Source organism: Candidatus Hydrogenedentota bacterium (assembly GCA_012730045.1).
Taxonomy (GTDB): Bacteria; Hydrogenedentota; Hydrogenedentia; order Hydrogenedentales; family CAITNO01; genus JAAYBR01.
In genome coordinates, this window is record JAAYBR010000106.1 from 41,568 (window position 1) to 55,851 (window position 14,284).

The 14,284-nt window shown below is 66.4% G+C and carries 7 protein-coding genes and 2 tRNA genes; 5 read left to right on the forward strand and 4 right to left on the reverse strand.

Going from position 1 to position 14,284, the window contains the following annotated elements:
- Positions 1-77 precede the first annotated feature (77 nt).
- The 4 genes from GXY15_11365 to GXY15_11380 form a co-directional block, all read right to left on the reverse strand.
- A complete protein-coding gene (locus GXY15_11365; GenBank protein NLV41812.1) occupies positions 78-1,427 on the reverse strand; it encodes a hypothetical protein in 1,350 nt (449 codons plus the stop codon).
- 290 nt (positions 1,428-1,717) lie between these two features.
- Positions 1,718-2,593, reverse strand: coding sequence for a nucleotidyl transferase AbiEii/AbiGii toxin family protein (locus GXY15_11370; GenBank protein NLV41813.1), 876 nt, complete (start codon positions 2,591-2,593; stop codon positions 1,718-1,720).
- A gap of 35 nt (positions 2,594-2,628) precedes the next feature.
- Positions 2,629-3,228, reverse strand: coding sequence for a transcriptional regulator (locus GXY15_11375; GenBank protein ID NLV41814.1), 600 nt, complete (start codon positions 3,226-3,228; stop codon positions 2,629-2,631).
- 234 nt (positions 3,229-3,462) lie between these two features.
- Positions 3,463-3,538, reverse strand: a tRNA-Asn gene (locus tag GXY15_11380).
- 182 nt (positions 3,539-3,720) lie between these two features.
- On the opposite strand from GXY15_11380, the gene GXY15_11385 reads away from it, so the two are divergent.
- From GXY15_11385 to pbpC, 5 genes are all read left to right on the forward strand, one after another.
- Positions 3,721-5,043, forward strand: a complete 1,323-nt coding sequence (locus tag GXY15_11385; GenBank protein NLV41815.1) for a 3-deoxy-7-phosphoheptulonate synthase — start codon at positions 3,721-3,723, stop codon at positions 5,041-5,043.
- Positions 5,044-5,091: 48 nt separating this feature from the next.
- A tRNA-Arg gene (locus GXY15_11390) sits at positions 5,092-5,166 on the forward strand.
- A gap of 23 nt (positions 5,167-5,189) precedes the next feature.
- Positions 5,190-5,945, forward strand: coding sequence for an HAD family phosphatase (locus GXY15_11395; protein NLV41816.1), 756 nt, complete (start codon positions 5,190-5,192; stop codon positions 5,943-5,945).
- Between the two features lie 211 nt (positions 5,946-6,156).
- Positions 6,157-11,985, forward strand: coding sequence for a hypothetical protein (locus GXY15_11400; GenBank protein NLV41817.1), 5,829 nt, complete (start codon positions 6,157-6,159; stop codon positions 11,983-11,985).
- A complete protein-coding gene (pbpC, locus tag GXY15_11405) occupies positions 11,982-14,282 on the forward strand; it encodes a penicillin-binding protein 1C (protein ID NLV41818.1) in 2,301 nt (766 codons plus the stop codon). Before GXY15_11400 ends, pbpC begins: the two co-directional genes overlap by 4 nt.
- Positions 14,283-14,284 lie beyond the last annotated feature (2 nt).

A 14,284-nucleotide genomic window follows, 5' to 3' on the forward strand; every position in this document is an offset into this window, starting at 1 on the left:
ACCCCGACCTGTCCGCTCAATTTCTTTCCGGGCTTGGGGGAGACCTCACCCCTCAACTGCGGGATTCATCGTCTGGCTCAGGCGTGGGGCTGGGTCCAGGCGACCTTGACTTCGGGGTGAAAATGGCATTTATAGTCGCTGTTCACGCTCGATTCGATTTTCGCGCGGACATAGAGGTCGTCGTGCGCCATGCGGTAGGAGGCCTCGACGCCTTCCACGATATCCACTGTTTGGCCGATTTCGGGGGAATACACGGGGATGGTGCGCGCCGTGTGGCCTTTCACGGCGGGGGCATCCACGGTCCGGACAGTCTGGTCGAAGCCGCGCTTGGTGGCGATGAAGCGGATGCGGTAGTTCACGCCGGGCTCCGCCTGGACGCTGACGCGCAGGATCCGGCGGCGGGGCTTGAACGTGATGTCATCCAATGACACGCCGGTCGAGGCGTAGAAATCGCCGGCGTGCATGGCCTTCAGCAGGGCATCGGCGCTGAGTTCGTTCGCGCGCACCATGACCCAGGCATCGGCAACGCGCTGGTTCGGGGTGCGGTTGATGTAATAGTGCGTGTCATCGGAGCCGGCGCCAAAGAGCAGCGGCGCGCCCTGAACCGAGCGGAAGGCGTTGACCGCATCCCAGAAGGAGTCGAGCGTCACGTTTTGGGCGTCGGGATGCGGGGCGAAGGAGGAGCCGCCGTTGCAGACCTCGAAGAACCGGACCTCCGGGTTCTCGATCAGGAAGCGGGGCTGAACATCCCAGTAAATCCACTGCGGATGGTTCAGCATCAGCAGGTGGGGGCGTTTCATCGCGGCGGCCATGGCAGCCGCCTCCCGGGCCGTTTGGCGGATCACCGCAGTCTCGTCGAGGCCGCTGTCCTTGAAATCCTTGACCAGCGGCCCGCCTTTCACAAAGGGGAGCACGTCGGGCAGGTTGATGTAATTCAGGTGGACATTGACCCCGTCCCGGGCGGAGGTCATTTCAACGCCCGGCATCAGGAGAAACTCTCCGGGAACCTCGGAGCGCTTGCGCATCTCGTCGTAGGTCTTCAGGCGCACCTGTGTCTTGCCCCCGGACTGCCGGGTCTCGGCTTCCTGGGGGTAGTCGCGGAGGTACGCGTCATAAACGGGCGGCGTGACGTCCGGCGGCCATTTGGATTCTTCCTTCTCGACGTTTTTCCAGTGGTTCGGGTCGTCCGCGAAAACATTGTGTTCGCTCAGGGAGAGGAAGTTGTAGCCCAGCTTTTTGTAGATGTCAACGGCCTGCTCCGGGAAGGCGCGGCCGTCCGACCAATAGGTGTGCATGTGCAGGTTGCCGCGGAACCACGCGCCGCCGCGCCCCCCGCGTCCCGCAGTTTGGCATCCCCCCGCCATCAGGGCCAGCGCGCCCCCCCCCATGACTCCCAGCGCCTGCCGGCGCGTAATCCGCATGCTCATTCCGAAACTCCTCTCCTTGCTGTCATGCGCGCAGAGTGCGCGACAAACAAAGCGTATGCCGCTGCGAGTATAGCCTGCAAAAGGGTCCGTTTCAAGAGGACATGGCCCCCAAACGCCAGATAGAAACCGTCATGGACAGACTCAAGAGTAGGCACGTCATTGCGCGCAGGGCCTGAAGCACCCTCGCTCTCACCCCGGCCCCGGTCTCACAATGCCTTCTCCGGCGATCAGGGAAGCCGCGTACAAGGACACGCAACGTCAGGCGTGGAGTTCGTAACCCCCGTTTCCCGTCATGCAGTCTCCGTCCAGCCCTGCCCTGGCGTCCAATGGAGGCGGGGCGAATGGCCGGAGAGGACGGAGTCCAGGACCGGTGCGAGAAACCCGCGAAGGGACGAGACAACCTCCCCGAGGTCAAGGTCCGTTTTGCCGGGAATCGTGCGCCGCAGAAATGCCTTCCACTGCGTCTGCTTGGCTGGGTTGGCGGCAAACTCATCCTCAAGCCCGGACGGCAGCCGCGGCGGCAGGTCGCGGCCACGCCGTTTGAGAGTGGCGTCGAGGGCCCGGGCCAGTGCGGCAGCCTCGAACGGAAACTCCCGCGCGAGCGCCCACAGGTCGTAGTAGTCCTTCATGCGGCTGTTCTGAAGTCCAAGAAGGATCATGGCGTCAACCTTTTCCGCCACAACCGCCTCTCTGGGGTACGCATGCATTTCGGGATGTGGGAGGTCGAGCAGGACAGGATAGGCAACCTTCTGTGGGTCGGGCACAACGGCGTCTCCGAATCCGACATCCACTGAGACGCGCAGCTGAATGTTTCCGAGCTGTCCGGGAATCGTGACCCGCAGTCCCTGATAGTTCTCGGTCTCCCGGATTTCCTCGATCTCGATTCCGGCACTGAGGAACTGGGTTCCGTCGTCTTCGACGGGCACGGCGCACGCCTCCTCGAAGATGCCTCGCAGGGTTTCGGCCGAAAGATCGCCGAGACCAAGCAGGTCCAGATCCCGTGTGGGGCGGTGCCCGTCTCCCATCCAAAGAAAGAACAGGACCGCGCCCTTTAGAACAAACCTGTCCGCGTGGGACGAACGCGAGAGACGGTACATCAGGCGTTCGACCCCATACCGCACCAGGGTGTGGCTGTGGTTCACCCGGCGTTCACGCGAATAGTTCAACAGTCTCGCCTGGATCGAATGAGACCGGGGCGTGCTCAAAGCAGCGCCTCCAGGTAGGGCTGCATGACACGCTCGACACGGCAGACCCTGGCGTGTCTCGTGAGATCGTCAATGGTGCCCTTGCGCTGGCGCAGATAATCCCTTAGCGCTTCGGCGGCCACATCCACGCCGATCTTGTTGCGGTATTTGAAGCTGTCCGCGACGGTTTTTGCGGCCGAAAACACCCGGAGCTCCGCCCCGTTCACCTCATGGCGTTCCACGCCGTCCTTCAGCGAGTCGGCGGAGAAGCGGGCGATGCGCAGCCGAACAAGGCTGATCCGGGGGATCTCCTTGGACTCGCCGATGGCAAGCCAGACCTCAAAAGGACTCTGGGTGGTCATGCCGTGAAACTGGAGCGCCGAAAGAAGGCAAATCACCCCGTGCGGCACAAGTGCGCAGACTTCGACCAGGCTGCGGTGTTCCGTTTGGACCGCGCCGGGAAGGGAGTAGAGGCCCCGGTCCAGACGTTCAAGCAGCCCGCGCCCGCATGCGACCGACAGACACTGGCGCGGGATTCCGTGTCCGGCCAGATCCCGGGCGCGAATCAGCCCTTTCGCCTCGGCCAGATGCAGGAGCTTTTCAAGGGGCGTTGTCATAGCACCATGATTTTACTTAATCACTGGACTTGCTGTCAAGTCCGGCGGTATTGTAAGAAATGAGGCTCTTGACCAGTTCGCAGCAGTTTGTCTAATCCGACCCGATGTCTCGTGGGGATGGGGGAAGGGGCGCGCAAGAACAGCCATAACCGCCTTTACGACAAAGGCCCGAGACACAAGGTCTCGGGCCTTCGCGCTGGCGTATCCGAACCGCCGTAAGGCGGCAAACATTTCTGGCTCCGCGAGCAGGACTCGAACCTGCGACCTAGTGGTTAACAGCCACCCGCTCTACCAACTGAGCTATCGCGGAAGAATTGTCCAAAGATAATAGCAGACAAACGCCGCATGCTTCAACTTTTCGGCCGTTGCTTGAGCGCCGGAAGTGCGCTCCGGGGAAGGATTGTGCTACCCTTGGGCACGGTCTCCCTGCTGCAATGAAAGCCCTTGCACGACCGGAGCGACCAAAACCGGTTATTCGAGAAAGTCCAGAATATGCCCGATTGGAGCCCCACTTCCTGGCGGTCGCATGCGGCGGCGCAGCAGCCCGCGTATGACGATCCCGCCGCCCTCGACCGCGCGGTGAAGGAACTGTCCACCAAACCGCCGCTGGTCGCGATGGGCGAGGTGGAGCGGCTGCGCGCCGAGCTGGCCCTGGCCGCGGAGGGGCGCCGTTTTGTGCTGCACGGCGGCGACTGCGCCGAGCGCTTCGCCGACTGCACGCGGGAATCGCTCACCGCCAAGTTCCAGGTGCTGCTTCAGATGAGCCTGGTGCTCACCTACGCCACCCGGCGGCCCGTCATCCGCATCGGGCGCATCGCGGGGCAGTATGCCAAACCGCGCAGCGCCGACACCGAGACCGTGAACGGCGCGGCCCTGCCCGTGTACCGGGGCGACCTGGTCAACGATGTGACCCCGGCGCCGGAGGCCCGCCGGGCCGATCCGGCCCGGCTCCTGGACGGCTATTACCACTCCGCCGCCAGCCTGAACTTCCTGCGCGCCCTCATCGAGGGCGGCTTCGCCGACCTGCACCACCCGGAGCAGTGGGATTTGGGGTTCATCGAGCAGAGCCGGAACTCCGTCGAGTACCGCCGCGTGGTGGACGCCATCCGCGACGCCGTCACGTTCATGGAGACCGTGGGCGGGGCTGCGGAGACCCTTCAGCGGGTCTCGATGCACACCTCCCATGAGGCGCTGCTGCTCCCCTACGAGGAGGCCATGACCCGCCGGGAGGGGGAAAGCTGGCTCAACAGCAGCGCGCATTTTCTGTGGCTCGGCTACCGGACGGCCCAGCCCGACAGCGCCCATGTGGAGTATCTGCGCGGCGTGCGCAACCCCGTGGGCGTCAAGGTGGGGCCCGGCACCGATGTCGAGCGCCTGCTGGGCATCCTCAACGTGCTGGACCCGGACCGGGAGCCCGGACGGGTGACGCTCATCACCCGGTTCGGCGCGGAGCGCGCCGCGTCCGGCCTGCCGCCCCTGCTTCAGGCCGTCTCCGCCACGCGGCGGCAGGTGGTGTGGAGCTGCGACCCCATGCACGGCAACACGCGCCCCGCCGGCGACGGACGGAAGACCCGCCGCATGTCCGACATTTTCGCCGAGCTCGAGCAGACCTTCGAGGCCCACGAGGCCGTGGGCACCCGGCTCGGAGGCGTGCATTTCGAGATGACGGGAGAGGCGGTCACGGAGTGCCTCGGCGGCTCCGGCGGCGTGGAGAAGGAGGACCTGGGCCTCCGTTACCAGACCGCCTGCGACCCCCGCATGAACGGGGCGCAGGCGCTTGAAATGGCCTTCCTGATTGCCCGTTTCATGCGCTGACACTTGCCAAGCCCCCCCGCAATCGCGTATCCTTTCGCCCATTCCGTCGCCCCGATAGTTCAGTGGATAGAACGAGCGCCTCCTAAGCGCTAGACACAAGTTCGATTCTTGTTCGGGGCACCATTTTTCCCCTGCGGAGTCCCCCCATGCCCGTAAAAATCATCCTCTCCGACATAGACGGCTGCATCTCCCCCGAGGAGTCCATGGCCTGGGACGAGGCCCTGTTCGGCCGCTTCGTCCGCGTGTGCCGTGCGGCGGCGGCGGGGGAGGGGCAGCTGCCCCCCCTGACCCTCTGCACCGGCCGCCCCCAGCCCTATGTCGAGGTGCTGCTGAAGATTCTGGACATCCGGCTCCCCGCCATCTGCGAGGGCGGCGCCGTGCTCTACTCGCTCCGCGACAACCGGTCCCTCTTCGTCCCGTCCATCCAGCCGGACCAGATCCGCAAGCTCCAAGCACTCCGCGCCGCCATCCAGGACGAGGTCTTCCCCGCGTATCCCGAGCTGGTCTACCAGTTCGGCAAGGAGTCGCAGATGTCCCTCTTCTGCGAAGACCCGGACATCTTCCCCGACGTCACCCGGCGGGTGCAGGCGCTGGTCGCCGCCATCCCCGGACTCAACGTCCACATCTCGCCGTCGCGCTACTACCTCAACATAGACCTCGCGGGCGTCACCAAGGGCGGGGCGATCAAACTCCTGCTCGACGGCCTCGGCATCGCCCGCGACGAGGCCGCCGGCATCGGCGACACCATGGGCGACTGGTCCATCCGCGAGGCCGTCGGCTTCTTCGCCTGCCCGGCCAACGCCGTCCCCCAACTCCGCGAGGCGGCCGACTACGTCTCCCCCCACAACGATCTCGCCGGGATTCTGGACATTCTGGAGCGCCCCGAACTCCGGATGGGCTGACCTCGTTTCGGGGGGCTCCGTTCCCGCCCGCCGCACACGTCCGACCTGTCCGACTTGTCCGACCTGTCGGACCCGTCTGACCGGTCTGACTTCCGCAGCCAATTCCGTCCTTTCTGGAACTCTTTCCCCCGTTCGTGAATAATCTTGGTGTGGCCCCGAGGGGCGTGCGCCCACCGGGGTCCACGGCAAGCAACTCGAAGGGGTTCCGTCCATGAACCGCCACGCCGCCCGCCTGACACGTTCTCTCCTGCCAACCGCCCTGGCTTTCGCCATGCTGCTGTCCGCGCCGTCATTGGCGCAGGACACGCCGGCAGCATCGCCGTCCGCGCTCCGGATTACGGGGGTTTATCCCGTGTCCGAACTGCCGTTCACGGACACCATCGTCTTCTATTTCAACAAGGACCTCGCCGCGCTCCCTGAGAACACGTCGCCTGTGAGTCTTATGACTGTCGAGCCGGAGATTGCCCCATCGAAGGCATTCACGTCGGGGAACGCCCTGGTCGCGCAGTTCAACAGCTCCAGACTAAAAGATATTGCCTACCTGCGGATCACCCCGTCGCCGACGCTTCTGGCTGCCGACGGGACGACGTTTTCGGAAGCGCCCAACGGGTTCTACTTCGCCCTGGGATTCGACCTCCCAAGGATTTCTCTGGACGGCACCCCCGTGCTTGAGGAGGGGCGCATCGTCTACAAGGTGCTCCTTCCGGTTTCCAGGCAGATGTTCCTCGAGCATTTCACCCTGGAGCTTATTGATGCGGCCCAGTCACCCATCACCTCGCAATTTGCTGACGGGAACGGTTCCGACAGAAGCGTGCTTCTCATTTTCCCCGAATCCACAACCTTCCCCGTATCCATGGCCTGCAAAGCCAAAGACAGTCTCCCCTCCGAACTCTCCGCAGTCTTCGCGAACGTCCTGTCCGGATCCATTCCGGACCCCTGGATCAAAGCAGAGGCGGTAAACTGGATAACACGGCGGGAGGCGGAATTTCTCGAGTTGTCCTTTTCGCGAGCCCTGGACCTTGAGGCCTTGAAGGGCGCCCTTACGCTCACCGTGGAGGCAACGGGCGCGCAGGTGCCGTTTCAACTGAACGCGGGATACGGGGGCAGGTATGTGGTGTTTCCAGATATTTCCGTTCTGGAGCCGGACAGTGTTGTGCGCGTCACCGTAAAGGCGCCCGTTCCCGGAGAAAACGGCAACAAGTTGGTAAAGGACTTCTCCAAGACCGTTCAGCGCGTTCCGTCCACATGGGACCAGCCCGAGCCTGAGGCGCAAGAGACCAAGAGCCTCAACGTCAACTGGAACAGCTGGGAAAACAACGGAGCCCGGGGCCCCTATCATCAGATCGTCTTCAACGCCCCTCCGGACTTGGAGACCCTCAAGCAGTCGCTGACCATCTCCCCGGAGGTTGCCGACATCACCGTCACCGCCAGGGGGCGCGGCGCGGTCGCCGTGTCGGCCCAGTTCAAAACCGGAATGGTGTACACCCTCACCATCCCCGAGGGCCTCAAGAGCGCGGACGGCACCCGGACGCTCGGCAATCCCGTCACCCTTGTCACGGAAGAGATGCCGAAATTCACCTTTGCGGGCTTTGATTTCGGCGGAAAATGCTACATTCCCAACAACGTCTTCGGCCCCCTGGCGCTGAACGCGCTGAATGTCTCCGAGGCGGAGGTTTCGGTTCACCGGGTTTTCCCCTCCAACATCGCCCGCGCCGTGAACGAGCTTGGGGACACCCCCACCGGATCCTACGTGAATGAAACGCTCGCCGAGCTTCTCAACACCAGGAAGATCGCCGTTCCCGAGAACCCGGACGTCATGCAGCGGGTGCCTGTGGACATCGCCGCCCTTCTGCCCGCGGACCGGCGCGGCGTGTTCACCCTCTCCACCCAGCCGTCGGACTGGGCGAACACGCAGATGGTCCTCTGGACCGATCTCGGCGTGGTGGGCCACTGGAAGGACGACGAGGTGCTGGTCTTCGTCCACGACCTGCACACGCTCGCCCCCGTGGCCGGGGCGACGGTGTCCGTCTGGTCGTCCAAATCGCAGCAGATGGCCGCCCTCGTGACAGACCGCGACGGGATTGCGCATTTCTCCGCCTTGGAAAGCCGCCTGGGAACCCCCGTGGTGGCCGTGGTGGAAACACCGAAGGACGCCACCTTCCTCAAGCTGGAGCACCGCGAGCAGGACACGCCGCAGGTGTCGGCGGGCCTCACCCCCTTCGACTATGACGGCTACGACGCCTTCCTCCACTGCGACCGGAACCTCTACCGTCCCGGGGAGACAGTCCATGCCCGGTGGATCGTGCGGACACGGTTCACCGAGGCCGCCGCAAACGTCCCCCTGCTGTTCCAGCTCCAGAACCCCAAGGGGCGCGTGATCCAGTCCACCCCGGTCACCCTGTCCGAATTGGGCACCGGCGGGCTGGACATCGTCACGGAAAAGTCCCACCTCACCGGAAAATATACGGCGGAGCTGAGGGTGCCCGGGGCGGACGCCCCCTGCGGCACGGCGGTCTTCACGCTGGAGGAGTTTGTGCCCAACCGGATGAAGGCCACCGTCGCCGTCGGCGCGCCGCTGATCACCCCCGACACCCCCGTGGAGATCAAGGTCACGGCCGAGAACCTGTTTGGCGGCCCCGCTGCGGGACGCAACGCCGAGGGCTTCGTCCTCCTGCGCCCCGGCATGTTTAAACCCGACCAGTGGCCGGGGTTTTCGTTCACCAACGACTCCGTCATGGACCCCATTCTGGAGAAACTGGGCCAGAAAACCACGGACCCCGAGGGGGTGGCGGCCTTCTCCTACACCTACAAGGGCCGCGAGAACATCACCATGCCCCTGGAGGCCACCATCCTCGGATCGGTCTATGAAATGGGGGGCAGGGAGGTGCGCGGCAGCGCCCAGGCCCTCGTCTTCCCCGCGCCGGTGGCGCTGGGCGTGGCACTCGCATCCGTCCCCGGAGACACCGGCACCGTGGAGGTCTCCGTGGCCGCCGTCAAGGCAGACCAGCAGCCCGCGGAACTCGCCACGGTCTCCGTTGTGCTGGAGTCGGAGGACTGGGTCTACAACGTGCGTCGGTACGTTGGACGCAACGAGCCCTGGTATGTCAAGGTCTTCCGGGCGGTTCAGACCAACGAGGTGCCCCTGACGGCGGGCAGGGGGACGACAAGTTTTCCCGTCAGCGAAGAGTGGGGGCGGTTCCGGGTGCGGGTGGTCTCCAAGGAAACACCCCTGTACGCCTCGGCCACCTTCCTCAGCCGCTGGGACCGGTTGGAACTGAACGCCCCGTCGAGCCCCAGCCTCATCCGCCTCTCGGTGAACAAGGAGGTCCACACCCCCGGCGACGCCTGCGAGCTGCACATCCAGGCGCCCTATGACGGCGTGGCCTTTGTCGCTGTGCAGAACGACCGGTTCCGCGACGCGAAGGTGGTCCCCGTGGTCAACGGCGAGGCGCTGCTTTCCTTCGTGGTCACACGCGACCATTTCCCCAACGCCTGGCTGGAGGTCACGGTGGTCCGCAAATCGGACCCGAACCCGGCGCAGGCGCACCCGTTCAGCAGCTTTGCCATGGCGGAGCTGAAGGTGAGCGACGCGTCCAACCGCATTGAGGTGGCCCTGCCGAACCTCCCGACGGAGGTGCGGCCCGCCCAGCATGTGGAGTTCACCGTGGAGACAAAGGACGCGAAGGGCGTCCCTGTTTCCTCCGAGGTGACCCTGGCGGCCGTGGACGAGGGCATCCACAACATTCTGGAGTTCGCCAACCCCGACCCCTTCACCTTTTTCCAGCGCCCGCGCCTGCCGCGCTTCAACTACGCCCACTACTACGACAAGGTGGCCTACGACTTCACCCCCGCCAACGTGGGCGGCGACGCCATCCTCAAACGCCTGGGAGGCGCGCCGCAGATCGGCGACAACTGGATCAAGCCCGTCGCCCTGTGGTCCGGTGCCGTGCGCACGGACGCGAACGGCCTCGCCACCGTCGGGTTTGACCTGCCCGAGTTCAACGGCCAGCTCCGCCTCGTCGCCGTGGCGGCGACCCCCGGTTCCACCGGTTCCACGGCGGGCAGCATCTTCGTCCGGCGGCCCTACATCCTCCAGACCAGCATGCCGCGTTTTGCCCTGCCCGGCGACACCTTCGCCTGCGGGGCCTCGGTGATCAACACCACCCAGGAGCCCTGCCAGGCCGTCATCCGCTGGCGCTCCGAGGGCACCCTGTCCGGGGCGGGGGAGAAAACCCTGACCCTGGCGCCCGGCGCCACCGCGTCGGACCGCTTCGAGTTCTCCGCCTCCGCCATGGGCCAGGGCCGCATCCTTTGGGAGGCCGACATCCTCCCGGCGGCGGGAGGCGCCCCCCTGGAGCGCCTCGCCCAGGATGCCCCCATCCCCGTGCGCGCCCCCGCCGCGTGGCAGTCGGAGGTCAAACAATATGTCGTGAATCCCGGCGAAACCCGGTCCTTTGAAAACACCCAGCTCGCCGGGGACCACACCCTGGAGCACACGCTGAAGGTGTCCGCCAACCCGCTCCACCGGCTGCAGCGGAATCTGGCCTATCTGATTCACTACCCCTATGGATGCGTGGAACAGACCACCTCCGGCGCCATGCCCCTGCTGCTGCTGCGCCACCACACAGAACTCTTTGAGGGGGTGCTTCCCGGGGCGAACAAAGTCACCCTGGAGATGCTGAACGGATACGTGGCCGCCGGAGTCTCCCGGCTTCTGGGCATGCAGACCCCGTCCGGTGGACTGGGCTACTGGTCCGGGTCCAGCGAGACCTATGTGTACGGGTCGGTTTACGCCGCCCACTTCCTCACCCTCGCCCGTCTTGAAAACGCGGCGGAAGTTCCCGAGAAGCCGTTCCGTTCTCTTCAGGACTATCTCCGGAAGGTGATGAACGGGCACTTCAACGGCGGCTATGAGTTCGGGGACCTCTACACCCGCGCCTATGCGCTGTATGTGCTCGCGCTGGACGGGCAACTGGACGCAGTGGAGGCCATTTCGCGGTTTGACCGCGTCACCATGCCGGAATCCGGAAGATGGCTGCTGGCCGCCGCGTTGGCGCGCAACACCAACGACCCCGCGCGGGTCGCCGAATACATCAAGACGGCCCCGGCCAAACCCTACACCGACACCTGGCGGTCCGGCGACCTTAACTCCGAAATCCGCGAGGTCTCGGTGAAGGCGCTCGCGGCGGTTCAGGCGGGCATGCCCGACACGGAAATCCAGCCGCTGGTGAACCGACTCGTGGAATGGATAGACCAGAATCTCGTCTACTACTCCACGCAGGAGGCCGCCTTTGTCATCACCGCCCTCAATGCCTGCCTTTCGAGGGCCTCGACGGACTTGACCGCCGCTGCGGGGACCATCACCGGCCCGGACGGGGTGGGGAACGTGCAGGCCGGCGGTTCCTGGCAGGGTGCGGCGAAGGGGCCGGGCAAGACGTTTACCGTGGCCAACACAGGTGCAACTCCCCTGTATGTCGCGCACACCTGCATGGGCCTTCCGACACTGCCCCGGACTGAACCGGTGGCGGAGGGGATGACGCTGTCGCGCACGGTCTCCACTGCGGAAGGCGCGCTTCTGGCAGCCGACGCCCCGCTCACCCACGGGGGAAGCTATCTCGTGGACCTCGCCATCCAGGTGCCTTCCGATCGGGAGAACGTCATCCTCTCCGACATTCTCCCCGCCGGACTGGAGATCGCGAATCCGCGGCTGGACCGAAACGCCCTGGTCAAGATGGGCAAGATTGCGGAGACCAAGGCGCAGGACCAGTCCGAGAATCCGGAGGAGGACTGGAACGGCGACGCGGAGGCGGAGGAGGCCCGCCGCGAAAAGGAGGAGGGCGTCCAGCCCCAGTATCTGGAGGCCCGCGACGACCGGCTGGTGGTCGCCTTCGAAAAGCTGAAGGCGGGCACCCACCACTTCTACTACGTCGTGCGCGCCGTGACGCCGGGCACGTTCCGCCAGCCCGCCCTCCAGGGCGAGTGCATGTACAACCCCGAAATCCGCGCCGTGACGCTGGACAAGACCGTAACCATCCAATGAACCGCCTCCGGCTCCTGTCCGGGCGGAAGCGCGCCGCGCTTTGCGTCCTCCTGCTCGCGGCGGCAGCCGGCGGGGCCGCGCTGGCCTGGCCGTCCGCCTGCCTGCGGGGGGCGGCGCGGCTGTTGCCGCCGGTCCCGGCGGAGGTCCTGCTGCGCGTGCCCCCGGGCGCGGAGATGACGGACCGCTCCGGGCGCCAGCTCCACGGTTTCCTGGACGCGGAAGGGCAGTGGCGTTTTCCACGGACCCTCGACCAGATCAGCTCCCGCGTGGTCGAGGCCACGCTGGCCGCCGAGGACAAGCGGTTCTGGTCGCATCCCGGCGTGGACCCGCACGCCGTCGCGCGGGCGGCCTGGCTGAACCTGACCCGGGGCCGCATCGCCTCCGGCGCGTCCACCCTGACCATGCAGGTCGTCAAGAACGCGGAGAAGCACCCGCGGTCCTGGACCGCCAAGACAGTCCAGGCGCTCACGGCCCTGCGCCTCGAGCGCGCCGCTTCGAAGCGCGGCATCCTGGAGGCCTATCTCAACAACGCCCCCTACGGGCGCAACCTGGTAGGCGTGGAGGCGGCCGCGCGCCGGTGGTTCGGAAAGCCCGCCGCGGAACTCAGCCTCCCGGAGGCGGCGCTGCTGGCGGGCCTGCCGAAATCGCCCACGGGCTACGACCCCCTCACGCGTCCCGACCGCGCGCTCCTGCGGCGCAACCAGGTGCTGCGGCTCATGGCGGCGGCCGGGGTCATCACCGCCGCCGAGGCGGAGGAGGCGCTGGGTGCGCCGCTGGGCGCCTCGTGGCACGACTTTCCCCGGCTCGCCCCGCACCTCGCCGCGCAGGTGGCCGAGGAGGCCCTTCAGAAGGGCAGGGTGGAGACCACGCTGGACGCGGCCATCCAGGCCGAGGCCGAGGCCGCCGTCGCCAAGCACCTCCTCCGCTTTGACGGCCGGATCACGAACGGGGCGGTGATCGTCGCCGACGTGGCCGGGGGCACGATGCTCGCGCGCGTGGGCTCGGCGGGGTTCTTCAACGACCGCATCGCGGGACAGGTGGACCTCTGCGCCCGCCCGCGGTCGCCGGGCTCCACGCTGAAGCCCTTCGCCTATGCCCTCGCCATGGAGAAAAACCTCCTCTACGCCAGCGAGATGCTGCTGGACGACGACCTGGACTTCGGCCAGTACCGGCCCTCGAACTTCGACGGCGGCATGAACGGGCTTGTCTCCGCGAAGGAGGCCCTGCGCCTCTCGCTCAACATCCCGGCGGTGCAGACCCTGGACCGCGTCGGCACGAGGGAACTGCTGGCCTTCCTTCGCCGCGCGGGCATGACCACCCTCACCCGCGGACCGGACGACTACGGCCTGGGCCTCGTGCTGGGTGGGGCCGAGGTGACGCTGGAGTCCCTGGCGGGGGCGTATCTGGCCCTCGCGCGGCTGGGCGACGCCCGCCCCCTGACCTGGCGGCGGAAGACAGCGGGGGAGGGGGCGGAACCGCTCATCTCGCGGGGCACCGCGCTGGCCCTGTGGGACATGCTGGAGCAGCCCCTTCCCGGGGAACTCGGCGGAAATCTGGTGTCCACCGGCATGGCCCCCGCGCGCGTCTGCTGGAAGACCGGCACCTCCGCCGGATTCCACGACGCGTGGGCGGCCGTGTTCAACGCCCACTACCTGGTCGCCGTGTGGATGGGCAACAACGATGCCAAGGCAGCGCCGGACCTCGTGGGCGCCCAGGCCGCCCTGCCCCTGGCCGCGCGCGTCTTCCGGGGCCTTCCGGCGAAAAACACCGCCGCCTGGCCCGACGCCGCGGGCGAACTTGTCCCGGTGTCCGTCTGCGCCGACTCCGGCCTGCCCGCGTCGCCCTGCTGCGCGGCCACCCGCTCCGTCCTCCTGCCGCGCGGGCAGTATCTCCACCGCCGCTGCGCCGTGCACCAGCCCGCCCTGGACGGCAGGGAAGGGGGGATCGAATGCTGGCCCGCCTCTCCCGTGCGCTGGGACCTGGCGCGCCTGCCGCGCCGCGCCCCGTCCGCCGAAGGGGACGGCGGGGAGGGGGTCCGCCGCCTGCTGGCCATCACCTCCCCGGCGGACCGCGCCGAGTTTGTCCTGTCCGGCACACCGGGCGGCGACCGGGTTCCCCTGAAGGCCTCGCATCAGGAGGCCACGCCCCTCCACTGGTATGTGAACGGGAAGTACCTCGGCGAATCCAGCCCCGGCAGCCCGCTGGTCATGGACCTCGCGGCGGGGACCAGCCTGATCACCTGCATGACCCCCGCCGGCGACACGGCCAAGTCCGTCATCCACGTCACCGGGGGGTAGTT

Excerpts from the sequence above, each read along its gene's own strand:
- GXY15_11365 (NLV41812.1), bottom strand. The coding sequence starts at position 1,427 with ATGAGCATGCGGATTACGCGCCGGCAGGCGCTGGGAGTCATGGGGGGG.
- GXY15_11375 (NLV41814.1), bottom strand. The coding sequence starts at position 3,228 with ATGACAACGCCCCTTGAAAAGCTCCTGCATCTGGCCGAGGCGAAAGGG.
- GXY15_11385 (NLV41815.1), top strand. The coding sequence starts at position 3,721 with ATGCCCGATTGGAGCCCCACTTCCTGGCGGTCGCATGCGGCGGCGCAG.
- GXY15_11395 (NLV41816.1), top strand. The coding sequence starts at position 5,190 with ATGCCCGTAAAAATCATCCTCTCCGACATAGACGGCTGCATCTCCCCC.
- GXY15_11400 (NLV41817.1), top strand. The coding sequence starts at position 6,157 with ATGAACCGCCACGCCGCCCGCCTGACACGTTCTCTCCTGCCAACCGCC.
- pbpC (NLV41818.1), top strand. The coding sequence starts at position 11,982 with ATGAACCGCCTCCGGCTCCTGTCCGGGCGGAAGCGCGCCGCGCTTTGC.